Annotated in this window: 18 protein-coding genes; 4 read left to right on the top strand and 14 right to left on the bottom strand. The window is 47.7% G+C overall.

All coding sequences use genetic code 11. The annotated features are described in order from the left end of the window. The 5 genes from H6G00_RS31930 to H6G00_RS31910 form a co-directional block, all read right to left on the bottom strand. Positions 1–467 (bottom strand): helix-turn-helix domain-containing protein (locus H6G00_RS31930; RefSeq protein WP_190799817.1); only part of this gene is annotated, 467 nt, incomplete at its 3' end. A gap of 240 nt (positions 468–707) precedes the next feature. Then, positions 708–3,584, bottom strand: coding sequence for a PAS domain-containing protein (locus tag H6G00_RS31925; protein ID WP_190799816.1), 2,877 nt, complete (start codon positions 3,582–3,584; stop codon positions 708–710). Further along, positions 3,581–3,961 carry a response regulator gene (locus H6G00_RS31920; RefSeq protein WP_190799815.1) on the bottom strand — a complete coding sequence of 127 codons (381 nt, stop codon included), beginning with the start codon at positions 3,959–3,961 and terminating at the stop codon, positions 3,581–3,583. Before H6G00_RS31920 ends, H6G00_RS31925 begins: the two co-directional genes overlap by 4 nt. Continuing rightward, on the bottom strand, positions 3,954–5,399 hold the full coding sequence (locus tag H6G00_RS31915) for an ATPase domain-containing protein (protein WP_190799814.1): 1,446 nt from the start codon (positions 5,397–5,399) through the stop codon (positions 3,954–3,956). Before H6G00_RS31915 ends, H6G00_RS31920 begins: the two co-directional genes overlap by 8 nt. Before the next feature lie 402 nt (positions 5,400–5,801). Next, positions 5,802–5,963, bottom strand: a complete 162-nt coding sequence (locus tag H6G00_RS31910) for a hypothetical protein (RefSeq protein WP_190645327.1) — start codon at positions 5,961–5,963, stop codon at positions 5,802–5,804. 267 nt (positions 5,964–6,230) lie between these two features. On the opposite strand from H6G00_RS31910, the gene H6G00_RS31905 reads away from it, so the two are divergent. Continuing rightward, the gene (locus H6G00_RS31905) at positions 6,231–7,022 is read left to right on the top strand and encodes a TatD family hydrolase (protein WP_190799813.1); all 792 of its coding nucleotides are present in this window, start codon (positions 6,231–6,233) and stop codon (positions 7,020–7,022) included. Between the two features lie 3 nt (positions 7,023–7,025). Here the strand turns inward: H6G00_RS31905 and H6G00_RS31900 are convergent, their stop codons facing one another. Continuing rightward, a complete protein-coding gene (locus H6G00_RS31900) occupies positions 7,026–8,468 on the bottom strand; it encodes a carotenoid oxygenase family protein (protein ID WP_190799812.1) in 1,443 nt (480 codons plus the stop codon). A 358-nt stretch (positions 8,469–8,826) separates the two neighbouring features. On the opposite strand from H6G00_RS31900, the gene H6G00_RS31895 reads away from it, so the two are divergent. Further along, positions 8,827–10,770, top strand: a complete 1,944-nt coding sequence (locus H6G00_RS31895) for a serine/threonine-protein kinase (protein ID WP_190799811.1) — start codon at positions 8,827–8,829, stop codon at positions 10,768–10,770. Between the two features lie 81 nt (positions 10,771–10,851). Here the strand turns inward: H6G00_RS31895 and H6G00_RS31890 are convergent, their stop codons facing one another. Continuing rightward, on the bottom strand, positions 10,852–12,804 hold the full coding sequence (locus H6G00_RS31890; RefSeq protein ID WP_190799810.1) for a CARDB domain-containing protein: 1,953 nt from the start codon (positions 12,802–12,804) through the stop codon (positions 10,852–10,854). Between the two features lie 531 nt (positions 12,805–13,335). Here H6G00_RS31890 and H6G00_RS31885 point away from each other — a divergent pair. Further along, entirely contained in the window at positions 13,336–13,995 is a 660-nt protein-coding gene (locus H6G00_RS31885) for a hypothetical protein (RefSeq protein WP_199318837.1), read from the top strand. A 102-nt stretch (positions 13,996–14,097) separates the two neighbouring features. Here H6G00_RS31885 and H6G00_RS31880 read toward each other — a convergent pair whose 3' ends face one another. The 7 genes from H6G00_RS31880 to H6G00_RS31850 form a co-directional block, all read right to left on the bottom strand. Further along, positions 14,098–14,355 carry a zinc ribbon domain-containing protein gene (locus tag H6G00_RS31880; protein WP_190799808.1) on the bottom strand — a complete coding sequence of 86 codons (258 nt, stop codon included), beginning with the start codon at positions 14,353–14,355 and terminating at the stop codon, positions 14,098–14,100. 344 nt (positions 14,356–14,699) lie between these two features. After that, positions 14,700–15,905, bottom strand: coding sequence for a formamidase (gene fmdA / locus H6G00_RS31875; protein ID WP_190799807.1), 1,206 nt, complete (start codon positions 15,903–15,905; stop codon positions 14,700–14,702). Positions 15,906–16,944: 1,039 nt separating this feature from the next. Further along, a complete protein-coding gene (urtE, locus tag H6G00_RS31870) occupies positions 16,945–17,664 on the bottom strand; it encodes an urea ABC transporter ATP-binding subunit UrtE (RefSeq protein ID WP_190645334.1) in 720 nt (239 codons plus the stop codon). Then, positions 17,636–18,394, bottom strand: coding sequence for an urea ABC transporter ATP-binding protein UrtD (urtD, locus tag H6G00_RS31865; protein ID WP_190645335.1), 759 nt, complete (start codon positions 18,392–18,394; stop codon positions 17,636–17,638). The genes urtE and urtD overlap by 29 nt, the downstream gene beginning before the upstream one ends. Positions 18,395–18,439: 45 nt before the next feature. After that, on the bottom strand, positions 18,440–19,627 hold the full coding sequence (urtC, locus tag H6G00_RS31860; protein WP_190645336.1) for an urea ABC transporter permease subunit UrtC: 1,188 nt from the start codon (positions 19,625–19,627) through the stop codon (positions 18,440–18,442). 63 nt (positions 19,628–19,690) lie between these two features. Next, positions 19,691–20,668, bottom strand: a complete 978-nt coding sequence (gene urtB, locus H6G00_RS31855; RefSeq protein ID WP_190799806.1) for an urea ABC transporter permease subunit UrtB — start codon at positions 20,666–20,668, stop codon at positions 19,691–19,693. Positions 20,669–20,758: 90 nt separating this feature from the next. Next, a complete protein-coding gene (locus H6G00_RS31850; protein WP_190799805.1) occupies positions 20,759–22,147 on the bottom strand; it encodes an ABC transporter substrate-binding protein in 1,389 nt (462 codons plus the stop codon). A 481-nt stretch (positions 22,148–22,628) separates the two neighbouring features. Between H6G00_RS31850 and H6G00_RS31845 the strand changes: the two genes are divergently transcribed. After that, positions 22,629–25,469: an ATP-binding protein gene (locus tag H6G00_RS31845; RefSeq protein WP_190799804.1), complete on the top strand. Its 2,841-nt coding sequence runs from the start codon at positions 22,629–22,631 to the stop codon at positions 25,467–25,469. The last annotated feature ends 35 nt before the right edge of the window (positions 25,470–25,504 follow it).

Here is a 25,504-nt window from a genome sequence, read left to right as displayed (position 1 = left end):
ATCCGCTCACACGACTGTTCTACACTCACCGGACGAGGAACTTTAGGAGATGCCTGGAGGCGGTAGTACACCAGTTTATGCACCGTTTTGTACTTCGCCTCAACCCCCAACTGTGTCTCGAACCAATCACAAATTGCTCCGTAGCCATCAAACCCCTCAGGCTCTTGCAACCGCTTTTTCAGACTCGCTTCTGCCCAAGCTGGAATCGCACGGGGGCGACCGCAGGGTTCCTTTTTCTCCAGCATCTCGCTGAGTCCTCCTGCTCGATAGCGCCGTAACCACTTCTGAACGCTGACCCGGTTGCGTCCAAGCAATTGCGCTGCTTGCTGTATCGTTGCCGCTTGCCTACTTTTGAGCAGATACAGCAGTTGTATCCGTTCTTTGCCTGATGCAGTTTTCTGCTCTCTCAGTAACCCTTTGAGGTCTTCCTCACTCTCACCAATCTCTAGCTTGTATACCCCTGCCATCCTTCGTCTTTGAACCCATCAAAAGCTTTGTACCATCTGTAGCCTTACTTTGAAGAATTGGTATAACTCACACTAGAGACTCCTAATGCCTTGCCTGCTTCTCCTAATTGACTGACAAATCTTCTAATGTAGGTTGGGTGGAGCAGAGCGTAACCCAACACTTACCTAGATTCTGTTGGGTTACGCATTCGCTTCACCCAACCTACGACATACTAGGCTCTTCTAATGCCTTGTCTGCTCCTAATCGCATTCATGCAGGGCTTCACTGGTTAGATTGGCAATTGCTTTAACAAGTTCCTGAGGTTCGATCGGTTTAGACATGTAATGCTGAAAACCGGCGGCGATCGCTTGTTTCTGGTCAGGCTCCCCGGCATAGGCAGTGAGCGCGATCGCTGGCATCGTTTTATCTTGCGCTTCCATATCTCGAATTTGACGGATTAGCATGTAGCCATCTATATCTGGCATTCCAATGTCACTCAACAGAATATTGGGCTTAAGCTGAGCTAATACCTGTAAGGCTTCCTCTGCTGAGCTTACAGCCGTTACGCTCGCCCCTGCTTGTTTGAGGACAACCGTGTAAAAGTCACGAGTATCTGTATCATCATCCACCACTAAAATTTGTAGGTTAGTGAGAGGTGCGTTAAATGATGAGTGATCAATGGTGAAGGCTGTATCCTCGGTTTTTGATCCCTTTTCAGTTCTACTAAGTAACGGTAGTCTGACGATGAACGTTGCTCCCTGTCCTTCCCCCAGGCTTTCTGCCCAGACTGTTCCACCGTGTAGCTCTACCAGATGACGAACGATCGCTAAGCCCAAGCCCAAGCCACCAAACTTACGAGTGGTCTTACTGTCAGCCTGACGAAAGTAGTCAAACACATGAGGCAAGAAATCAGGGCTAATTCCCTTGCCCGTATCACTCACGGTGAGTTGAACAGAGGAATGGAAGGGCAAGGAGGTCACTGTCTTCACTTCTTTACCCCCTTGTCTTGCATCCTGACCTTCCTGTACCTGCTCCAGTTTTACCTCTACTCGCCCACCTTCAGGTGTGAATTTAATTGCATTGGATAAGAGGTTCCAAACTACCTGTTGTAAGCGGTTAGGATCTCCTAAGACTTCTCCTGTAGAAGCATCAAAGTCCGTTTGGATTTCAATCATTTTTGCCTCTGAGGCTAAACGGACTGTTTCTATGGATGATTCGATTACAGTGACAAGATTGATCGGGATCGTATTGAAACTGACTTTGCCTTGCAGAATTCGAGAAACATCTAGCAAATCTTCAATAAGTTGTGCCTGTAGCTTGGCGTTACGCTCAATCGTCTCAACAGCTTTTTTGAGCACTGCTGCATCAAACTCACGCGTTTGCAGAAGTTTTGCCCAACCCAGAATGGGGTTGAGGGGCGATCGCAACTCATGGGATAGCACTGCCAAAAACTCATCTTTAATCCGGTTGGCTTGCTCGGCAGTCTCCCGTGCGATTTGTTCTCGTTGCAGCAGTTGTTCTCGTTCGGCTTCAGCTTGTTTCCGATCTGTGATGTCTGTAATGATTCCGACTAATCGGGTCGGTTGACCCTGTATGTTTTGATAGATGCTGCCGCGTATCGCAATCCAAGCGGGATAACCATCAGCCCGAGTTATTCTACATTCAAAATCCAGATCTTCATAAGTCGAGAGTGTTTGCTGAAACTTCAGCTCGATGTCCGCTCGGTCGTCTGGATGAATATGATTCAAAAAGGTTCCATAATTCCATTCTGGCAGCAGTGTTTCGTAACCAAAGATTTGGTCATGCAGCAGCGATCGCCGAGAAGTGCGTGACGGAATCGTTAAATCCAATTCCCACTCTCCAATCTGCGAGGAATCAAGCACAAACTGCAGTTGTGCCTCTCGTTCGCGCAAGGCTGCTTCAATTTGTTTTTGGTGATCAATGTCGGTGATGGTGCCGATCCAACTGGTGATTGTTCCCCGGCTGTCGCGCAGCGGCACTCCTTGACTGATAAACCAGCGGTAGATGCCATCAAAACGGCGCAGGCGATACTCTACTGCATCAGAGTTTCCAGTGGCGATCGCCTGTCTCCAAACTTGCATGGTGCGATCGCGATCGTCAGGGTGAACGGATACGATGCCACCAAAACCAATTGACTCTGCTTCGCTCAATCCGGTGTAGTCATACCAGTGCTGATTGAAGTATTGCATTGTCCCCGTTGGATGCATCAGCCAAACTACTTGAGGCATTGCTTCAGCTAAGTCTCGATACCGTTGTTCGCTCTTTTGCAGGGCAATTTCTGTCTGCTTGCGGTCGGTAATGTCTTCGGTGACTCCTGCTAGTTGATAGGGCTCTCCATCTGAGTTACGAGATACAAAGCAGCGATCGCGCACCCACCGAATTGAACCATCAGGACGAATGATCCGGTATTCGTCATCTTGACTATCGCTGGTAGGACCCTGGTCAAGTGCCATTTGGATGCGCTCGCGATCGTCTGGGTGAATGGTTTGCATCCACACCCTGTAATCGGCGTACAGTTCCTCACGCGGCCGGCCCCAAATTTGCTCATACGCCGGACTCAGGTAAAGCATCTGCTGCGTTTGCAGGTCGAGCAGCCAGAAGGCACTTTGAATCGTCTCTGCCATCTGGCGAAATCGATCTTCGCTATCATTTCGAGCCAGGATTGCCCGATCGCGCTTGGACTCGGCTTGCTGCCGCGCGGCCATTTGCTGTTCTAGCTTCTGGTTTGCGGTTTGCAATTGCAGTGAAAGTTGGCGCGATCGCAGCAAAATCTCGACCCGTGCCTGTAATTCAGCTTTTTCGATCGGTTGGGTAATCAGTTCATCAATGCTTTGCCACAGTTGCCGCGTCACATATTTCACATCTTGCCGACTCGTTGCTAACAAAAACGGTAGCAAAACGGGACTCTCGGCAGTTCGTCTGGCTTGTACAGCCTGCCACAGTTGGTCTAAAGCTCTGGCTCCAATAATGCACAGATCAAAGGGTTGAGACACCAGTGATTCACTCACGGTCTTGGCATCCCAATCTGGCACAAGCATGTCATAACGGGGTTCTAGCCACTCGCATAAGAGCCGACGATTTTCACGGTGTTCTAACAGCAGCAAAATTCGACTCATTCCGATCCTTTCAGCAAATTTTGAATTAACTGCAAGAACTCCCGCATGATCAGAGGTTTTCCCAACAGCCCTAGTGCGCCATGAGTAACACTAGCTTGTTGAACGGCTGCCTGGTGTTGGGGTGAGATGACAAGAAAAGGAATTCCCTGTTCTCGCAGCCGCTGACACAGTTTCCAAATTCTGGCATCAAATCCAGAAATATCAACCAATGCCAGCTTGATTGTAGTGGTAGTATTCATAGCTTCTTCCACCTCCTCTAGACTGATTTTGGACAGAACCTGGTAGCCCTGCCGTGCTAGAACCTGGGTAAGCAATTCTAAGTTGCGGCGGTTGCGATCGACAGCCAGAATTAGAGGTCTGAGGGCTTCATCAGTCACACTGGTTATTTACCTGTTCTGGCTCACCCCTCAAGATGCCTCGAAGTTGCGATAGGGGTTGCCCAACTTGAATGCCATCTGAAGTAATATCCAGTTCACGCAACGTGCGCTCAAAGTTAGATAGTCGCTTTTTCAGTACACCGATCGCCTTACGCATTTCTCCCTGCATCTCTAGATAGCGCAAAAACACGATATTGTCTGCCAGATAGCTAATGCCAATCTCAGTAGCGCGAAAATCGCCAGTGATTCCCTCAGTTTCATTAATCAAAATTACCGTGACACCTACATTCTGCAAATATTTGCACAGCGCATGGAGATGACTAACCAAATCTGCTCCTCGTACTGACAGACGATAGCCTGCAATACTGTCGAGCATGACAATTCGCGCCTGTTTTTGCTCCACTTCCTGCCGCACCAAATTAGCAAACTCGTCTGGGCTAAACTGTAGCGGCTCAACGGCGACAATCGATAAGGTTTCACGCTGAACCATCCCCCGCACTGGAATGCTAATTGCTTCTGCCCGATGCAGCACCATGCTGACCTGCTCTTCAAAGGCGTAAAGCACCGATCGCTCTCCTCGTTCCGCAGCGGCTTTTATAAACTGAACGCCGATTGTGGTCTTCCCGACTCCAGTTGGTCCCGTAAAAATCGTCACTGTTCCCCGTTCAATTCCGCCATCGAGCAATGCATCGAGTTCTGGCACCCCTGAAGGAATTGCCTCCATCTTAAAATCTCGCTCATACGCCTCAGGCTGAAGCCGGGGAAAAACTTCCATACCTGTAGCCAGCAAACGAAACGTGTGAGCGCCTGCCCGAAAGCCAGATCCTCGAAACTTAACTACCATCAGGCAACGGGTGCCATTAGTCTGTTGAAGCTCGATCACGCCATCGCTCATGAACTGCAAGTCGTCATCTGGCATGGTCGGGCTGCTTTCAGAGGCAAACAGGACGGTCGCGCCCTGCTCTAATAGAAACCGCAAAAACGATAGCACCTGCTTGCGAAACTGAAAGACATCCGTTGCCAGGTAGCGAAACTGGGTCATTGCATCAATAAACACACGCTTGGGTTGAAGCTGCTTGACCTGCTCCACAATTTTTTGGGTGGTCGGTTCCCGCTCAACTTCAGCGGGGGAAAAGATGTCGTAGGTTTCGACTTCCGTAAAAAAATCTGAACTGGGGCTAAGGTCAAGAAACGTAATGGCTTCGGTGTTAAACCCCAGACGGTTACCATTCGTCCGCACTTGTGACTCAGCCTCGCCCAAAACGATAAAGAGGCTGTTTTCTCCTTGCGCTACACCTGCTGATAAAAACTCTAGCCCCAGTGTCGTTTTCCCTACACCAGGGCCACCCCGTACAAGATAAGCCTGTTGAGGAATTAAACCACCATATAAAATCTCATCTAATCCTGGAACTCCAGTTGAAAGGCGATCGTGTTGCATCAAAGTTTCGAATATCTTTTGCTTAGAAACATTAGTACATATATGAAAATTTTTTCATATTTTTGAAGCTCATAGTTCTATCGAAAGGGTGACGATGCTTTAAGACCTTTTCAATCATATGCTGAATGTAGTGCAGCAAGCCTCATGTTTTAATCCCTGAGCCTTCAGACAATACTGCTAACTCGCATGAAGAGTTACCTCTTGATCCAACAAGTGTAGTCTGAAACTGAACAGCAATTATCAAACTTCTCAACTTACCGGATGGCACAATTAGCTTCAATTATGATGAGCTATATCAGTACATTAAAACAAAGTTTTTTAACCTTAAGAACTCATTAAGATTTACAAGTCTTCGGCAAACGATCGCTTCCTATTTTGATACTGTGATTGCCCCTCAACTCTCTACAAATATCTAGCACTAATCGCTTCCCAATCTGCTTTTGATTCAGTAGAGATATGAAATATGACTTCCACTCGACGACCTTCGCGATCGATTCCAATAACCAGCAGACCTCGGTTGGTTTGTTCCTCAGCAAAAATGCCTTTGAGATCGGAGTACTTCATTTGTGGATTCTTATACCAGTTTGATTTGAAAAGGATGCAGATGCCCGCAGGGGCGAATAGCCATTCGCCCTTACAAGGAGCTGATGTGTCGTGAAATCTATTTAAATCGGTATTGCCTCATTATTTTTAAGGTACAGCAGTTATACCAATTCCAAAATTACAGATAGAAGGGCACCCCGCTTTGCGGGATGCCCTTCTATCTGTAGCTCTTTTTAGAGAAACGTTATTACTATAAACAGGGAAATTATTGGGAGAATTAGGTTGGCGATGTCATTGGTTGATATTGGCGTGAATTTAACCCATGCTGCTTTTGATGCCGATCGCCAACAGGTGATTGATCGGGCGATCGCCGCTGGAGTTCGCACCATGATTCTCACGGGTACCACGGTTGAGGGGAGCCAGGAGGCTCAGAGGCTTGCCAGTCAATATGTTGGAACCTTGTATTCGACGGCAGGGGTACATCCTCACCATGTGCGTCACTGCGATCAGAAAACCATTTTCCGCTTGCAAGAGTTGGCTGCTCAACCTGGAGTCGTAGCCATTGGTGAGTGTGGATTGGACTTTAACCGCGATTATTCTCCTCGTCCTGAGCAAGAGCAATGGTTTGAAGCACAACTGCAATTGGCGTGTGAACTGAAGCTGCCTCTATTTCTGCATGAGCGGGATGCCCACCAGCGCTTTATGGAAATCCTCAAGCCTTATCGGGATCAGCTATCCGCAGCGGTGGTGCATTGTTTTACAGGCGATGGAGATGAGCTGAAGACATACCTGAATTGGGATTTACACATTGGCATCACGGGTTGGATTTGCGATGAGCGACGGGGACTGCATCTCCAGGAACTCATGCGATTGATCCCCTTAAATCGGCTGATGCTGGAAACGGATGCCCCTTACCTGACTCCCAGAACGCTACGTCCGAAGCCGAAAGGAGGGCGCAATGAGCCAGCCTTTTTGCCCCATGTGCTGCAAACCGTTGCAGTCGCGATCGCCAGACCTGCTGAGGAAGTTGCCCAAGCTACCACTGCCACCGCTAAACGGTTCTTCAAACTTTCAAACTAAGGTTCAACGATGCAGATGAGCTCGTTCTGTGGGTGCGATCGCCTCAAAATATTGCCCATGAAAATCGAAGGGAAGGTGATAGGGCAGCTCAACTCTGGCCAGCTCATCCCATGACTGAGCATCCAGCACTAACAAGAATGAGTTTTCTGTGTGCACATTCAGCACCACGGATAGAATTACTCCTTCATCTTCTGCTGAGGCATTGGGTGCTGCAACAAATACGGGTTCACCCGGATAACAGTTGGGCGATCGCCAAATTTTAGAGCTGCCATCCTCGACGTTGACTCTGACAAGCTGGTCGGTGAAGTTACCGGATTGAGAGCTTCCAACTCCATAAGCAAACCGATAATCGTGAGCGTTGCACCGTTGATAGTTGATTCGAGGTAGCTCGATCGGCTCTGAAGTCAGTATTTTATAGTTTGCTGTTGAACTATCCAATGGTAGACAATAACGCCTCAGTTCTCCTGCGGCAATCACCTGATCGGGATGATGCAGAAGTGGTTCCAGGTACAAAGATTGAATCACTGAGGGATCGGAATAGGCAACCAGATCCACCACAATTTCGTGATTTTGCTCAAAAGCATTGACATGATGAAAAGCAAAAAATGATTCACTTCTACACGTATGAACGACTTTGCCATCCTCCTTACTGATGATTAAAAAGCGAGTTCCCTGCTCTGGTTTCCAGTGATAATTCTCGATGATTGGCTTACCGCTCAATAGCAGACTCAAGCGATTCAATAAGAGCGGAAATTCTGCAAGGATGATGTAGTGCTCTGTCATGGCAAAGGTGTGCATGTAAGCTGGGCGCTTCACGGGTACAGAGCCAACTAACTCACGCTGATTGGTGTGAGCATCCATCCGGTAGATGCTGTAGCTACATTGGGGAATCAGATTGACTAAATAGCTGTAGACTGCATTTTCCTGAAAGTCAAAGTGAGGATGAGCTGTGGTAATTTGCCCTGGAACCTGATCCTGATAATTAAATCGGTCAACTGTGTTAAGCGTCTTCGGATCAAAGACAATCGGCATGGGAGATTCAGTCACCGAAATGAAGCGATCGCCCTGCACGGTAATGTTGACGGTGGCGTTATCGGTGAGGCGTGGGAATGGGTCGCGAATCCGCTCAACCAAAGAGTGGCGAGCCGTAGTTCCAAACTCACTTCGGCTGATTTTGCCTTTGGCTTTAGCTTCCTGGTAAGCCTGACTTTCAAGAAACCGATTGACAAAAGAAACTTTTCCGTTTTCAAAGGAAAATTTGCGGAGCATCGCGAGTCCGTCAAACCAGTGATGATAAGCTTGTTTGCCAACCTCAAAAGTTCCAGGACCCGTTCTAATCAGGCTACCTCTCAGCCAGTCAGGGATAGCTCCTTGAATCGGAAGCGGGCCAGTCTCATCTTCATGATGAGCAGCTGAGAAGCCAAGCTGATAAGGGGCGATCGCCATACAATTTCTCAACGTGAACGTTCTGATTATTGCAACGCATCCACAGAAAATTGACAGCTTGTCGCAAGTTAGATTTTAGTGAGTTGAACAGTCGTCATACTTTAGAGTCCGGACAAATATTTTGACATGCTAAAGCCGTAAGTATGTCAAAATTGAGAATGGCTTTCTGCAAACCTCTACAATCCTCTGAGCTTTGATATACCTAGCTCTGAGCTTCCTAGACCGTACGTTTTCTCTTCTTCTAGACTCACACAAAGCAAATAGCCATAACTTTTTCTCTGTCTCCGGAACTAGAGAATCAACGTTGGAAAGGCATTTAATGAAGTAAGCAGAGATCTCGCAAAACCATGTGATCATCATGATTGGCAAGACATTAGGTGGACGCTATTCAATTACTCGGCGCTTAGGCGGCGGTGGGTTCAGCGACACCTATCTAGCGGTAGATAAACAGCTTCCTAAGACTCCTTCCTGTGTTGTCAAAAGGCTCAAGGCACCACAGGCTGCAGACAGCCTGATTCTCAAGACCGTCAGACGTTTGTTTGATGCTGAGGCAGCAAGTCTCTATGAGCTAGGTCGTAGGAATAACCAGATCCCAAGGCTTTTGGCGCACTTTGAGGAAGACAAGGAGTTTTATCTGGTTCAGGAATTCATCGAGGGGAAAGACCTCGGACACGAGTTGGTTCGAGGTCAAAAGTTTCCTGAAGAATGGGTAATCGCTCTGCTAGAAGATATTTTGCACGTCCTTGAATATGTACATCAGGAAGGTGTGATTCATCGAGATATTAAGCCGCGTAATTTGATTAGACGGGTTGAAGACAACAAAATTGTGCTGATTGATTTCGGTGCAGTGAAGCAAATCAGCACGCAAATCGTTAGTGCCAAGAGCCAGGGTGACACAACTGCAACGATCGCCGTAGGTACGCCAGGCTATATGCCAAACGAACAGCAGGGAGGTAAGCCTCGCTTTAGCAGTGATATTTATGCCGTTGGGATGATTGCAATTCAAGCGCTAACGGGTCTATCTCCCCAGGAGTTGCAGGACGATCCTAAGACGGGCGAAGTGATTTGGCGTGAGCACGCTCAAGTAAAGCGAAGGCTAGGTGACATCATCGACAAAATGGTGCGAACTCACTTCAAAGACCGCTATCGGTCTGTGGAGGAAGTACTAGCTGATTTGCAGATTTTGCAAGGCCCTACTCTACGGGATTGGAACTGGTTGACTGCAACAGTAGTTGATCCCAGTAAAAAAACAGTTAGCAAAACTGGCAATCAGGGGGTGCAAAGAGTTTTGAGTAGCCGCTGGGCGGCAGTGGGGGCAACGCTGGCAGTGGGGCTAGCTAGTTATGGATACTGGGTGCAATCTACGTCGAATCTCACCACTACGGCTCAAACTGTTCCTGGTGTCATTGCCCCCTCTGCTCAAAGGTTTGCTCTTGCCAACACGTTAGCGTTGCATACGGGACCAGTCTCCGCGATCGCCACCAGTTCTGACGGTGAGACTTTTGTTAGCGGCAGCGAAGACAAAACTATTAAGGTTTGGAATTTAAGGACAGGGGATTTGCTTCGTACCTTATCAGGACATGATGCTGAGGTGGTTTCTGTTGCGATCAGTCAGGATGGTCAGTTGTTAGCTAGCGGCAGTCGAGACAACACGGTTAAGCTCTGGGATCTGCAGAGCGGCGAACTCATTCGCACTCTCGATCACCCAGACTGGGTTCAATCCGTTGCGTTTAGCCCTGATGGGCAGATGCTTGCTACCGGAGATCGAGATCAAACAGTTTTTGTGTGGAACGTGGCCACAGGGAAACTCCTTTGCAATTTTATGGGGCACACCGGGGAGATTCAATCCGTTGCTATCAGTTCCGATGGAAGGCTCTTAGCTAGCGGCAGTCAGGACAAAACTATCAGAGTATGGGATTTGCAAACGGAAAAACGGGTACACATCCTTGCCCAACATGCAGAAGCAGTAGAATCTGTCGCTTTTAGCCCCGATGGGCAGACCTTGATTAGTGGTGGAGCAGACAAAACCCTGATCTGGGATCTTGAAACGGGGCGAGTCATGCGTACTTTATCTGACCAATCAGGTTTGGTGCGATCGCTGACCATCAGCCCAGATGGACGAACCCTGATCAGTAGCCATCAAGACAACACCATCAAACTCTGGGATATACATACTGGACAGCCACTCCGTACCCTCTCTGGACATCTAGATTCGGTATTATCCATTGCAGTCAGCCCAGATGGGCAAACCCTGGTCAGCGGCAGTCGGGACAATGCCATTAAGATTTGGGACGCACAGTAGAACTCCTATGTGAAGGGGGTAGCGCGGCGAAGCCGCGCTACCCCCTTCGTACCTCAATGATTCATGCAGGAGGTCTTTTCCCTAAGTCACGGCGTACCGCTCAACCACATATCTGCCCAACGCTCTACCCATTACTAAACCATCCTGATTGCCAGACTGGAAGTGGATGCCGCCATAGATTCGGCTCATCCCTGCTTCGTCTGCCGCCTGCGAGAAGCTGCTATAAGCGCGAACTACACCCGGTAGCCCAATGGAAGTGGTTTCAAACGGGGTATTGTCGCCAAAGAAAGACGCAAGCACGGTAGACGCAGCACCACTGTAGGTACTGTGCCCCGACACATATTCAGGGAATGGGGGTGTTATGACCAACGGAGTCCAAGTTGGATCAGCAACCGTATTGGGATTGCCATCTTGATCCGCTAGACGGATAGCTGTGATCGGTCGCCAGAGATCATAGATATATTTAGCATCCCAGGCGGCAATACCCGCATCAGCCTCTGCAACATTGAGCATGGCAAACAAGCGAGCATTTTCTACTAAGGTATTTCTTCTAACCACTGAAAGCTGTTCAGCGATTAGGTTCCAGTGACCAGGTGGGGTAAATGTGCCCGCGCCATCAGCCCAAAAGTTAGCAATCTCAGTTTGTTCCGCAGTACGAACAGTACTGCTAACGCCACCTAACGTCTTGACCTCGTTGAATTCTGCGGCCCATTCAGCACTACTTAGTGCAGGCGGCCCCTCTGGACGGAACTGGGAACCGCTCCTCATGACAAAGGGTGTAACATTACCCCAGTGGGGCAATAAAGCGGGCTGGTTGCCGGGTAGCGTGGGCTGCCATCTCCCAGGCGCTGTTCCGGGGATGTAGGAACTTGGGACTGCTGAACCATCATTGCGTCGCGCTGCTAACACTGCATCTGCAACAGAGCGACCTAGAGCTATGCCGTTCGTTTCAGCCGCACCATTGGCAATTTCTGCCAAAGACATAGTCAGTTGTTCATTCAATATAGCGGTCTGATTGGGATAGAGATTAATTAGAATCTGATGCGCTGCACCTGCGACCGCAGCTTCACGCGATACAGTTCGAGTTGAGTTGGCCGTGACCGCATCATAAATAGCAGTATGGAGAACTGCCATACTCCGTGATGCGCTTGGAGGAGATGACCTCTCGGTGACGATCGCATTCAAGAGCGTGGCGTTCCAGTCCAGCACTACATCAGTTCCGTTTGCAGAAACCCGTTTGTTTGCAGCATTGTTGGTTTCGTTGCTCTCGGCGATCCTACCTGTTGGATCAATATTGACAATCAGATAATAGGCTCCCGGCGCGACCCCGGCAGGATTCGTGAAATCGAAAGTAAACTTGCGGGTATTGTTGGGTTGGATTTGAACATTCCCCCGGTTTACCTGATCTAAAAGCTGGTCACTCGCACTCAGCACAGGGTCAGGTGAGGCATAGATACTGACATTCAGGAAACCTCTGGCTCTCAAGCTACCCCGATTTGTGATATCGACCTTAATTTGCCCTTTATCGTCCTTTTTCTTCGGGTCAATCGTTCTGGGCACGATCACTCGCTCAATCGTGCCGACTAGATCTGGAAGTCGGACTGCTGCCGCCAGGCTGTCACTTCTGCCCCGGACTGTGAGGTTACTATCCCTGCTCAGCAAGGCACTGTCAGTCGCCATGCCAGTTAAGGAGTCTTTTCCTGCCTTGTTTGCTCCCTGGCTAAGTGCAGCTATACTTCTCCCATTAACCACCTTTGAAGTGGATGCATTCCCGGTGATTCCTAAAGTTTGAACGTCACTGGCAAAAGTTCCTATTTCAACCTGTTGGTTAAAAATAACTTCGTCTCGTGGAGTAGCTTTTAGACTCGAAGACGATGAGTGTTTATGACTAAAATCACTCAGCGGGGTAAACAAAGCGCTAGGTTCAGTAGCGTGATTCAAGCCTGTGCGAGAACCTGTTAAGACGTTTTCTCCGGGTTCAAGTGCAGGTAAACCAGACGTGCTAGAGGAGAGCAAGTCATCAAAACTCTTCATAAAAAATCTCTTTGTTAATAAGAGGCAATAAGTCGGTTCTACATAAGGTCCACTGTCAGAACGGAACAGTTTCTCTATCTTTTAAAATTTCTTAAGAATTCTAAGGTGAATCAATATAAACCCATACGACTGAACGCTTTTGGACGAATTTTGCTCATACGAAAACGCTCGAGACCAATACTACACCCCACAAAGTGCGTGATCGCTCAAGCAGCAATCTGAATACAAAATTTGTCTCTACGACTAGTACTACACCCTAAATAGATCTTCCTACTATATGAATGATTAAAAATCATCCTTTTTGCAGATGCGCACTATTCTTCGAGAAATACCAATCCGGAAGTGCGATCGCCCAGTTCTTCTCTGCTTTTAGAAGGGCGATCGCTGCACCAGTATGTCGGTACGAAAGCGTTCATAGAGGATGCGCTGAAGCTACTCCACAGATAGAGTTCCATCCATTGAGTTGGATAGACACTGGAGGGGTCGGGCAACGTAAAAAAACAGCATATGGTTAGGAAAGCTGTACTTTGGATGATTTGGATAGGTTTTGTTGCTTATACAATTTGGCTTGCTCCCCTCGATCGCTCCTACACCTGGGACGTGGGATATCGATTGATTACGTTTCGCTGGGGAGAAATTAACGCCTATCTGCTATCGATCTTCTGGTTAATGGGGGTCTGGCCGCTCATCTATGCCAGTTTGATGTTTGTCGATGGTCGAATGCAACCCTTCCGCGTCTGGCCTTATTTTATTGGCTCAAACTTTACAGGAGTCATTTGCCTATTACCTTACCTGCTGTTGCGTCAGCGCAACCAAACTTTTAACGGCACGATGGACAAGTGGTTAGCCTGGTTAGAACGAAGATCAACAGGCGTTATGTTGCTTTTCACGGCGATCGCCCTCATTGCCTACGCGCTCATCGCTGGAGATTGGGCAGACTTCGTACAGCAGTTCCAAACCCGCGACTTTGTCCATCTCATTTCTCTCGACTTTTGCCTGATGTGCCTGGTTTTTCCGATTACTTCCCTGTTTGACGATGATATGGCACGACGAGGCATTTCTAATCGTGCTGTTTTTTGGGCAGTGGCACTGGTGCCTTTGTTTGGTCCCTTATTTTATCTCTGTTGGCGATCTCCCCTACAAAAAACCGTTTCTAGTCCCACACGTATCACCGACACACAGTTCCAGTAACCTACAGCAATCTCTACCTGGATAAATCACAAATTCCTGTAGGGGCCGTGAACGGCCCCTTGTATTTCTAGCAAAATATCAGCAGGGTAATTCATTCAAACATCAGTGGCTAATCATCCAAGGTCGTCCTCCCTTGTGATCTTTAACCTTAGAAGGTTTTGGTTCTTGTCGCTTCACTAACTGCGGCTCTGGATTTTCACGCTTGAGCCGCAAAGAGCCAGAAAGCAGCATAGGGGCAGAAAAAACTCGTCGTCCAGGCTTTTGGCAAGAAGGGCAAGAAGCCGGAGCATTACACTCTGACATAGCACGCCATTCGTCAAAAAGCCCGCACTCCTCACAGCGAAACTCATACAGGGGCATAGGTCAAAACCTCTTTACGGTGGTCTTTTGCAACTATCCAATAGACTTCCTGGGTGAGTGGTAGTGAGACATCGCGCTACCATTCATGCTTCAAAAATTGATGTAGGTAGGAAGTCTAATCGCTTGAAATGTCAATCACTTGTAAATACATTGCCTCCAAATGGGAATTGCTGGAGACAATGCGTATTTAAAACCCGGCATTGCACAAATTGAGAATGATGCAGAAATTCCTAACATGTGAATTGCCCACTGTAGGGGCACGGCATTGCCGTGCCCCTACGAAAATCATTCGTTAAATGTGCAACACCAAAACCCGCTCGTCTTACAACCGATTTAGAGCTGTGTTAGGTCGGCAGGATGTTTTGGTCAAAGATCTCGGTGGGAATTGCTAACGTACAGCAAGCATTGGGAATATCAACAATTCCGCTAACACGACCCTCAACAGGCGCACAACTGAGTAGCAGGTAAGCTTGCTCACCCGTGTAGCCAAATTTCTTTAAGTATTCGATCGCATTCAAGCAGGCTCGACGATAGGCAATATGGACATCCATATAATGCTGCTTGCCCGTAAACTCATCTACAGAAATCCCTTCAAACACCAGATATTCAGAATAACGTGGCTCTACAGGGCCGGGCTTAAAGATGGGGTTGACCATGTTGTATTTTTCCATGCCGCCCTTGATGATATCGACATGCAGGTCGATGTAACCTGACATTTCGATCGCCCCACAAAAAGAGATTTCTCCATCCCCTTGAGAGAAATGGATATCGCCCATTGATAACTTGGCACCCTCTACATAAACCGGGAAGTAAATCCGCGTTCCTTTCGATAGGTTCTTGATATCACAGTTGCCGCCATGTTCGCGAGGTGGAACTGTTCTGGCTCCCTCAGCAGCAACGCGATCGTACTCAGAAGCAGGCAACTGTCCCAAGATTGCATTAGTAGGATTAGGCAACGCTGCTAAAACGGGCTGATCTCCCGAAAGCCCTGCGCCATAAGTACGCAGATCGGGAGCCGTATTCACCAGTTCTGTTTCTCGCTTGTTCCAGGTTGACAACAGTTCATGGGAAGGCGCGCAGCCAATCAAACCAGGGTGAGTAATTCCTGCAAACTTAACTCCTGGAATATGGCGAGAAGAGGTATAAATCCCTTGGAGATCCCAAATTGCTTTTGCTGGATTGGGATAATGGTCAGTTAGAAATCCGCCACCATTCTTCTTATCAAAAATACCTGTGAAGCCCCACTCATCGCCTTGTAAAGCGCCAATGTCGAGTAGGTCAACGACCAAAATATCTCCTGGCTCAGCACCATTGACCCAAATTGGTCCACTCAGCACGTGAACAACAGTCAGATCAACATCTCGAATGTCATCTGGGCTGTCATTATTTTTGATTTGCCCGTCTGTCCAATCCTTACACTCAATTCTAAAGACATCACCAGGATTCACTGAAACAACAGCCGGAATATCAGGATGCCAGCGGTTATGTCCAGGCAACTCCTGTTGATCCATCGGTTTAGTGAGATCAACCTTAAATAAAACTTCAGGCATGGAACACTCCTTTACTTCACTGAATTAACTTTAGAGAGTCACAATGAATGTATGAACAATAACACACCTATTTATTGTTTCAAAGGTTTAAAACAAAGGTTTTTTAGACAAAATTTTGATGCTATAAAAACAAATGAATGTATTAAGAAAGCCCTCTACTCAGCCAATAAAAGCTTTTCTTGAAACAGTTTTTTAGTTTCAAGTTTCATCTGGATATTTATGAACTATTTTCAGAAATAAACTAGAGATGAGCTAACTAGCTAACAGATCTCTTAGTGTAATTTGGATAGAAAAACGTGAAACCTAATGCTTGCTCGAATTCAGTTGGGTTACGCTTTGCTTCACCCAACCTACGCTACTATGCCACTAAAGTAAGGCTTCAGGATGAGATTTAAGTAAGTTTAATTGCTTTGCGGGGGTGAGTTAAAGGAAGAGAAATACTTTTGAGATAAATATCTTGCAGCTCATTTGAAGTTGCTGCTTATTAAAATATTAAATAATGGAATAAGTGTAAAAGCTGTCGTATTTGAGGCAAAAGCTTTACTGAGATAAAACACTTAAGCAATGATTTCTAGATGTTGAAAAAAACCATCTGCCACGTTTAATTTCATCTATTAATTTGCTGTATGAGAGAGGATTAGCTAGCCAGAAGTTCTTTCACAGATTTGTCAATGAATGGTGTATCAACCGAATTAATTCTACCTCCGGCAAAGGGTCTCCAAATAGATGATAATTGCCCGAAACTCTGCATCTGACATGTGCTTTATTTCGGACTTATTATCTTCAAGAAAAACGCTGCGACTTAGTTTCAATAGGACAACTAGCCTACTACTAGCATGTCGAGAAAGTGTTGGGTTCCGCTGCGCTTCACCCAACCTACAGTTCTACCATCTATAATCTGCGTAGGTTGGGTGGAGCAGAGCGGAATCCAACGCTTTAGACTTGCCGCACTACTACAGCAGACTGTTTCATACCCTACCAGAGATGTAACTCTAGCGATCGCCCAGCTAACAAATTGAGCAAATGAGTGAGCGAAGAGTTAAACCGCTAGGTAACGATGCACTAGTGTCTCGTCCAGTTCCTTGGTGTTACCTTGAGCCACTACAGCCCCTTTTTCCATCATGAAAAACCGTTGAGCAAGCTGTTTCGCAAAATCAATCTTTTGCTCAACAACCATGACGGTAATCTCCTTCTCGGAGTTGATTCTCCTCAGAGTTGCCTCAATTTCTTGGACAATAGAGGGTTGAATCCCTTCGGTTGGCTCATCGAGCAAGATCATTTGTGGGTCAGACATAAGTCCTCTGGCGATCGCTAACTGTTGTTGTTGACCACCGCTCAAAAGACCTCCCTGACGCTTAAGATGCTGCTTCAACATGGGGAAGAACTCAAATACTTCCTCCAAAAGATTGGCAGTTTTCTTGTTTCGATTAGCAGTCAAACCGAGTTTGAGATTATCCAGCACCGTCAGGTAGGGAATAATCTCCCGTCCCTGGGGAATGTAGGCAATTCCGTAGCGGCTACGCTTATAGGTCGGAGTTTTTGTAATGTCATCCGCATCAAAAATGATGCTGCCTTTGTTGACCTTGTTCAAGCCGATAATGCTGCGTAGGAGCGTGGTTTTACCAACTCCATTGCGTCCCAAAATGCAAACCATGTCGCCCTTATCAACTTGCATGTTGATATCCAGGAGAACAGGAGTTTGCCCGTAACCAGCGGTGACATCCGTGAGTTCAAGCAGCGGCGATATCGATTTTTTCACGACCCAGATAAACCTCCACAACTTTAGAGTTATTTTGCACTTCAGTAACGGAGCCTTCCGCTAGCTTCTCGCCCTGGTGTAATACAATAATTCGTTGAGCAATTTGCTTGACGAAATCCATGTCATGCTCGATGACCACCACTGAGTGATCTTTAGAAATCGTTCTAATGATTTCTCCGGTCAAATGAGTTTCATCCGAGGTCATTCCTGCTGTCGGCTCATCTAGCAAAATGATGGAAGGATCTTGAGCAATTACCATGCCAATTTCAACCCACTGTTTTTGGCCGTGAGACAGCGAAGAAACCTTGAGAAAGGCTTTATCCAACAGCCCAATTCGCTCTAGAACCCAGGCAATTTTCTCCTTCTTAGCACGGGTTAATTTGACCGTGATTGAAGCAAGGATTCCATGAGAACCTTTGAGCGCGAGTAGGATGTTTTCAAATACTGTCAACTCGTTATAAACATTGGGGTTTTGAAACTTACGCCCGATTCCTAGACGAGCTATTGCATGAGGCCTTTTGTTGGTAATTTCGTGTCCTTGATAATAAACGTGTCCCGAAGCAACAGGAGACTTCCCTACAATGGCATCCAGTAAAGTACTTTTACCTGCACCGTTGGGGCCAATGATGGTGACAATCTCGCGATCGCCCACATCCAAGGTGACGCCTTTAAGGGCGCGGAATCCTGAGAAAATTACCGTCAAATCCTTAACCGAGAGGACTGCATTCATCTTTTTATCCTTTAATGCCACACTTACCAGGCTTTCAATCCCAAGTTAACGGTCACGATCCTTGGAGAACCATCCCTGCATGCTTCTAAGTGCTCCCTGTAGCGGGGTAAACCAATCTAACAATCCGGCTCGAACATAACCTGCAGAGGGATTGGGAGTAGGTGATTCAAGCAATTTGTTAAAACCGATGCGCTCTGGCACTAAGCCCATCAGTCCCTTGGGCAAAAACAAAACAACGACCAGTAGCAACACCCCAACGATCAACTGCCAATCTTGAGTGACTCGCTCTGCGGAATTCTGCACCTGACCCAGCAGCAGGGCTGCAATCAGAGGACCAACCAGTGTACCCCGACCGCCAATAGCGACCCAAATCACCACCTGAGTACCAAATGCTACTGCCAGGTAGACAGGCGAGATGAATCGGTTAAGGGGAACAAACAGTCCTCCGGCAATACCTGCGATCGCCGCTGACAGCGTCCAGATGAAGATTTTGAAACTCGCAACGTCATATCCCAAATAGGAAATGCGGCGTTCATTCTCATTAATTGAGCGGAGGATAAGTCCCAAATTAGACTTCGTTAGCCACCAGCTTCCGGCTAACACCAGTGTGGTGAAAATTAGAATGACCCAGTAGAGGTTGATATCAGTGATATCAATACCTGCCAGCGACAGGATGGCAACATCAGTAATGCCATTTGTCCCACCCGTGTAGGCCTGCTGACTAATAAACAGTGTAGTCAGCGCTGACGAAATTGCCAAGGTAATGATCGTGATGTATACGCCGCTGACCTTGGAGCGAAAGATAAACCAACCAATGATGTAAGCAAATGCAGCAGGCACTAATACCATTGCCAAAATTGCAATGGGGAGAAACTTGAGCGGAGCAATAAACCAGGGTAACTGCTCCAGTCCGTTCCACACCATGAAGTCGGGTAACTCACCGCCGTAGTTGTTGTTGGCTGCTGCAAGATTGAGCTTTAGGTAATACGCCATGGCATATCCCCCCAAGGTGAAGAATACTCCGTGGGCAAAGCTCAAAATCCCTGTAAATCCCCATACCAGATCTAGACTGATGGCTAGTGCCCCAAACAGCAGCAGCTTAGAGATTAGGGCTGTCTGAAACACACCTACGAGAAATGGCAGAATAAAAAAGATGAGAAATACGATTCCAGCAGTTATAAATAACTTAACCGGAACTGTAGAACGCTGAACTCCATCCAAAACCTGCGTCATCAGTCTGGCTCCACTAATACCAATTCACTTTGGGGCGATCGCCATGATCGCCCCGACTCAAGCTCAAGCCCGCTTCTGTACGGTAAACAATCCTTCTGGACGATAGCGAATCAACACGATCACAGCGGCTAATACAATTACCCTGGCAACCGGATCATTCAGCATAAAGGCGATCGCTGCATTTGCCTCACCAATCAAGAACGACCCTGCCAACACTCCAATTAGCTTATCGACTCCTCCAGTCACCACGACCATCCACGCATCCACTAAATAGTCCTGCCCCATCGGTGGAGAAACGCTCTTAAGCGAAGAAATGACCGCTCCTGCAATGCCAGCCAGCCCACAACCATAAGCAAAAGTCAGTAAATCAATCAGGCTGGTATTCACACCCAAACACTTTGCCATCTCCCGGTTTTGGGCTACCGCTCTAACCTGACGACCCAGCGGAGTTTGGTAGAGCAGGTAGAGCGTGATTCCTAACATCAGAAGGGCAACTGCAATAATAAACATGCGGTAATAGGAAATTGAGACTAGCGGTGTCCCATCTTGTCCCATAATCACCGACAGGTTTCCGGATATGTAAGGTGGAGATTTCACATACTTCAGTTGCGCCGAGAAGATTAGCTTGACGACCCCCTGGATCACAATACTCAACCCCCACGTCGCTAGCAGCGTCTCAAGGGGGCGACCGTATAGCCTACGAATCACCGTTAACTCAGTTAGTGCTCCGATCAAAGCTGTTCCCAAGAAGGCAAAGGGAATGGTTAGCAGCAAGTCCATCTGAAAAATAGACTGCATCAGAAACGTCACGTAGGCACCTAGCATGATGAATTCACCATGAGCCAGGTTAATGATTCGCATCACGCCGAATGTGATAGCCAAACCCAGTCCGGTTAACAGCAGCACTCCAACAATCCCGATGCCATTCAGCAACTGGTTTGCAAAAGTGTAAAAGTTAGCCCCGGCGGCGGTATCTGTCGCGGCTGTCGCTTCTTGTGCCAGATAGAAGATGTGAGCTTGTATTGGATTAAAATCCAGCATTCCCAGTAAACCTCAACTTGCCTATGACATCAACTCAACTCAAGCTTTGCCTTCCTGGACAGAGCTTTGAACTTAAAAAGCTAAAAGCTCCTAACTTTCTAGATACTCAACAGGTAGATCATTGCCTGTTTCTTGGGTTGGGTCAGAGCGATCGTCGGGAGCAGGGTGAACGCAAAGGCGACCTTTATAGAGCGCTTGGCTCCAGGGAATCGGCTTCACTGCAGCAGGAGTTGCGAATACAATTTCCGCTTGACCGTCTGCTTGCCATCTACCGATCCGAGAGTAGAGGTAAGTGTGATAGTTGTCGGGATCAATCTTGACTTTACCTTGAGGTGCATTGAACTCTTGCCCACGAGTTGCCTCTCTTAAGGTTGCAGTGGTGATCTCCTCACCCGCTTCCAAGATTTGCTCCATTGCCTGAGCCATAAAAAAGGTTTGCAGGTAAGCCGCTTCCATTACTCCGTTGGTGACTCGGTTGTCACCAAACTTAGCCTTGAACTGCTCCACAAACGCTTTGTTCTCAGGCGTATCTACTGTTTGGAAATAGTTGAAGCTGCTGTAGTGTCCTTCAGCGTATTCCGGCCCCATTGCCTGAATTTCTTCCTCTGTGGTGGGGTAAGCCATGATGGGAATCTGATCGGGGGTAATTCCAGCATCCTTAAACTGTCTGTAGAATGCGGGAATACTATCACCCACCAAATTACTCAAGACAAAGTCAGGTTGCGCCTGTTTGATCTTGTTAATGATGGTGATGAACTCAGTGGTTCCTAGTGCTGCGTATTCATCTCCGACCACTTGTCCACCCTGGTTTTCCAGTTCTGCCTTCGCAATTCGGTTGCTCTCTTTAGGGTAAATATAGTCAGAACCGATGAAGAAGCCTTTGGGTCCAAAGTTTTCGTAGCAATAGGGAATAGAGTCTGTGATTTGCTGGTTGGGTGCGGCTCCAGTGTAGAAGACGTTAGAGCTACACTCATTTCCTTCGTAGTAAACCGGGTAATAAAGGATGGCGTCCTTTTCTTCAAATACGGGCAGCACTGATTTACGGCTGGCTGATGTATAACATCCCAGGACGCAAGATACTTGGTCTTCATCGATGAGGCGCTTAGCCATCTGGTTATACAAATCCCAGTTGGAGTCGGGGTTAACCACAACCATCTCAATTTGCTTACCCGCGACGCCTTGCTTGCCTTGCCAGGGACCTGTACCCTGATTGATCTGCTCGATCGCCAGGAAAGTAGCATCTTGCAGGGACTTCTCAACGATCGCAATAGTGCCAGTCGTTGAATACATTACACCTACTTTGATAGCGTCTCCTGAAGGCGCAGATCCAGAACCAGTAGCAGAACTGGTAGTGACATCTCCGCCACCACGAGTGCAGGCAGAGAGCACACCCGCCCCGACCGCCAAAGAACCATACTTGATAAACTTACGGCGGCCTATTCTGCCAAACCGAACCAGGGGACTACGCGACTCAGCCATTGCGTTCTCCTTAACAACAACTTCCAGATGAAAGAATTGACGGTGTGCGAAGCGCTATACTGCAACCTCGCGAATGTGACAATCTAAGGCAAATCAGCAAACTGAGAATTCTTCTAGCAGGAACTAGGGCAAGCCATCGACTAGAATCACTTACCGTTGAATGACTTGAACAGCATTAGCTCCCTACCGCAATAGCAATAGGAATCTCACTTTTAGCAACAGGAATCTTCCTGCCGCCATTGCAGTTTTAAACCTTCTTGTCCTATCTGAAGCGAGTTCCAGCAAACCTGTCTCAGATGTTAGAGGCATTCCCACACGGCAAACGTATCCTATGATACATTCTTGCTATTTTGACTCTAGCTATTTACCTCTACAGGAGTACGCAGAAATTCCAAAATGGGTTATGAGAGCTATATTCCGTTAGGTTGTAGTTAAACTGATTGTCTCTTCCATTTATCTCGTCCATCATTGATGTCTTCCTATGCCGCTTCCTGCAACGACAAAGATTGTTAAAGATAGGCGTGACTACAATACTTGGATCGCGACCGAAACGCTGGAAGATTATGCTTTGCGGTTTGCGCCTAAATCTTTTCGCAAGTGGTCAGAGATTTTGGTCGCGAATACGGCTAGTGGTGGGTTGTCGTTCTTGGCATTAGAGGCGATCGGTGGGTCACTGGTCATCAGCTATGGGTTTGCGAATTCCTTTTGGGCAATTATTGTCGCTGGTGTCATCATTTTTTTGACGGGACTGCCGATCGCCTACTATGCCGCAAAATATAGCGTTGATATTGATTTGCTGACGCGAGGGGCTGGATTTGGCTATATCGGCTCAACGATTACGTCGCTGATCTATGCTTCATTCACGTTTCTTTTCTTTGCTTTAGAAGCAGCCATCATGGCGCAAGCGCTAGAGCTGTATTTTCACCTGCCGCTATCGATTGGCTACATCGTTTGCTCTCTGGTAATCATTCCTTTTGTGTTTTTTGGCGTGACGCTGATCAACCAATTGCAGCTTTGGAGTCAGCCGGTCTGGTTTACGCTGATGGTTTTGCCCTATGCCTGCATTATTTACAAGGAACCAGAGGCCCTTTCAAACTGGGTGCATTTTGCTGGGGAAGCAGGTAGTGCGGGCTTTGACCCGCTGCTGTTTGGAGCGGCTACGACTGTCGCAGTCTCACTGATTGCCCAAATTGGCGAACAGGTAGACTATCTGCGCTTTTTGCCCGACCAGCAGGAAACGAGTAAGCGTAAATGGTGGCTCGCGGTGGTAGTGGCTGGGCCGGGATGGGTGCTGACGGGTTGCGCGAAACAGTTGGGCGGCGCTTTTTTGGCATCTTTGGCGATCGCCCACGGAGTTAGTCTATCCAAAGCCAACGAGCCAACTCAAATGTATTGGATCGGGTTTGAGTATGTCTTCTCTAACCCAGATGTAGTGCTAGCTGTGACGATCTTTTTTGTGATTTTGTCTCAAATCAAGATCAACGTCACGAATGCTTATGCGGGGTCGTTGGCCTGGTCAAATTTCTTTTCTCGGCTCACCCATAGTCATCCGGGTCGTGTGGTTTGGCTGGTGTTTAATGTGGCGATCGCTCTCCTGCTAATGGAGTTGGGCGTATTTTCGACGCTAGAAGCAGTTTTGGGGCTTTACTCAAATGTGGCGATCGCCTGGGTTGGGGCATTAGTTGCCGATCTGGTGGTCAACAAACCCTTAGGTCTAAGTCCTCCTTATATTGAGTTCAAGCGGGCGCACCTGCACGACTACAACCCCGTCGGATTGGGGTCAATGCTGATTGCCTCACTGGTGGCAATGGCTGCTTTCATGGGCGTGTTTGGAATCGGTGCAAAAGCTTTTGCCTCTTTTATTGCCTTAGGTTTAGCGTTTGTACTGGCTCCAGCGATCGCCTTTCTCACCAAGGGGAAGTATTACATCGCTCGTGCAGACATTTATTCTGAAACCACTCATCCGCTGAACTGCTGCATCTGTGAGCAAGAATATGAGCCGCAGGATATGGCATTTTGTCCAATTTACCAGGACTCAATTTGTTCGCTCTGTTGCACCCTGGATGCCTGTTGCCACGATGCTTGTAAAGCGATCGCACCCAGCAAAAGTGGACCTGCTTTCGACGCTCAAACTGCAACTCAAATCGTTCCTCAAACCACCGTTCAAACTTCAAAAGGGTCGCGGCTATTTCAGTCCAAACTATCGCCGCATTTAGGGGCAAGGCTGCTGAGATATCTGGCGCTGTTCCTATCTCTATCGGGTCTGGTGGGTATCAGTCTGGGACTGGTCTATTATCAGCACGTCGCTGTTCCCCAGATTTCTATCATTGCGGCTCAACAGCTCACCACAACCTTAATCGAAGTGTATGCCGTCTTCCTGGTACTGATCGGCATCGGAGCTTGGTGGCTGGTGTTGACCCAGGAAAGCCGCGAACTGGCGCAAGAAGAACTGGATGAGCGCAACCTTCAGCTTCAGCAAGAGGTGCAGGAACGCAACCTGGCTGAAGCGCAGCTGCAAGAAAAAGCAAAACAGCTTGAACAAACGCTGCACAATCTGCAACAAGCTGAAGCACAATTGATTCAAACTGAAAAAATGGCAGCGTTGGGTGGTTTGGTTGCTGGAATCGCCCACGAAATTAACACCCCGATTGGAGTTGGTGTAACCGCCGCTTCCCTGCTGATGGAAAAAACGATCGCTTTCTCAGAACGCTTCAAAGGCGGTACTATGAAGCGATCGGATCTAGAGAAGTTTTTGGATTTAGCCCAACAGAGTAGTCGAATGACGCTCTCAAATCTAGAACGAGCCGCAGAACTGATCCATAGTTTTAAGCAGGTTGCGGTAGATCAGTCCAGTGAGTCAAAACGGGTATTTAACCTCAAAGACTATCTCGAAGAAATTCTGTTGCAGCTTAGCCCCAAACTGAAGGTTACTAAGCATCATGTTGAGGTGAGAGGCGATCGCCATCTTACCCTCACCAGCTATCCCGGAGCCTTCTCCCAAATCGTCACTAACCTGATCATGAATTCCCTGCTGCACGCCTACGAACCTGGCGAAGCTGGACAGATTATCTTGAGCTTTGAGCAAACTAAGGAACAGGTAATTTTTGAATACACAGATGACGGTAGTGGCATCGCTCCAGAAAACCTGGGCAAAATCTTCGAACCCTTTTTCACCACAAAAAGAGGACAGGGTGGGAGTGGTTTAGGGTTACACATTGTCTACAACCTAGTGACCCGAAAGCTGAAGGGGACGATTCAGTGTGAAAGTCGCCTAGGGATTGGGACAAAGTTTGTCATCAAGTTATTGAACACAGAAGTGTAGATTCATAAATTTAAGTTGACTCGAACAACTAAAGG

The organism is Leptolyngbya sp. FACHB-541, assembly GCF_014695875.1.
GTDB lineage: Bacteria > Cyanobacteriota > Cyanobacteriia > Elainellales > Elainellaceae > JAAUTN01.
Note: the sequence above shows the minus strand (reverse complement) of the source record. Positions and strands in the feature narration are given on the sequence as shown.

Coding starts and splice junctions, on each gene's coding strand:
- H6G00_RS31925 (WP_190799816.1), bottom strand. CDS start 3,584: ATGAGTCGAATTTTGCTGCTGTTAGAACACCGTGAAAATCGTCGGCTC.
- H6G00_RS31915 (WP_190799814.1), bottom strand. CDS start 5,399: ATGCAACACGATCGCCTTTCAACTGGAGTTCCAGGATTAGATGAGATT.
- H6G00_RS31910 (WP_190645327.1), bottom strand. CDS start 5,963: ATGAAGTACTCCGATCTCAAAGGCATTTTTGCTGAGGAACAAACCAAC.
- H6G00_RS31905 (WP_190799813.1), top strand. CDS start 6,231: ATGTCATTGGTTGATATTGGCGTGAATTTAACCCATGCTGCTTTTGAT.
- H6G00_RS31900 (WP_190799812.1), bottom strand. CDS start 8,468: ATGGCGATCGCCCCTTATCAGCTTGGCTTCTCAGCTGCTCATCATGAA.
- H6G00_RS31895 (WP_190799811.1), top strand. CDS start 8,827: ATGATTGGCAAGACATTAGGTGGACGCTATTCAATTACTCGGCGCTTA.
- H6G00_RS31890 (WP_190799810.1), bottom strand. CDS start 12,804: ATGAAGAGTTTTGATGACTTGCTCTCCTCTAGCACGTCTGGTTTACCT.
- H6G00_RS31885 (WP_199318837.1), top strand. CDS start 13,336: ATGATTTGGATAGGTTTTGTTGCTTATACAATTTGGCTTGCTCCCCTC.
- H6G00_RS31880 (WP_190799808.1), bottom strand. CDS start 14,355: ATGCCCCTGTATGAGTTTCGCTGTGAGGAGTGCGGGCTTTTTGACGAA.
- fmdA (WP_190799807.1), bottom strand. CDS start 15,905: ATGCCTGAAGTTTTATTTAAGGTTGATCTCACTAAACCGATGGATCAA.
- urtD (WP_190645335.1), bottom strand. CDS start 18,394: ATGAATGCAGTCCTCTCGGTTAAGGATTTGACGGTAATTTTCTCAGGA.
- urtC (WP_190645336.1), bottom strand. CDS start 19,627: ATGACGCAGGTTTTGGATGGAGTTCAGCGTTCTACAGTTCCGGTTAAG.
- urtB (WP_190799806.1), bottom strand. CDS start 20,668: ATGCTGGATTTTAATCCAATACAAGCTCACATCTTCTATCTGGCACAA.
- H6G00_RS31850 (WP_190799805.1), bottom strand. CDS start 22,147: ATGGCTGAGTCGCGTAGTCCCCTGGTTCGGTTTGGCAGAATAGGCCGC.
- H6G00_RS31845 (WP_190799804.1), top strand. CDS start 22,629: ATGCCGCTTCCTGCAACGACAAAGATTGTTAAAGATAGGCGTGACTAC.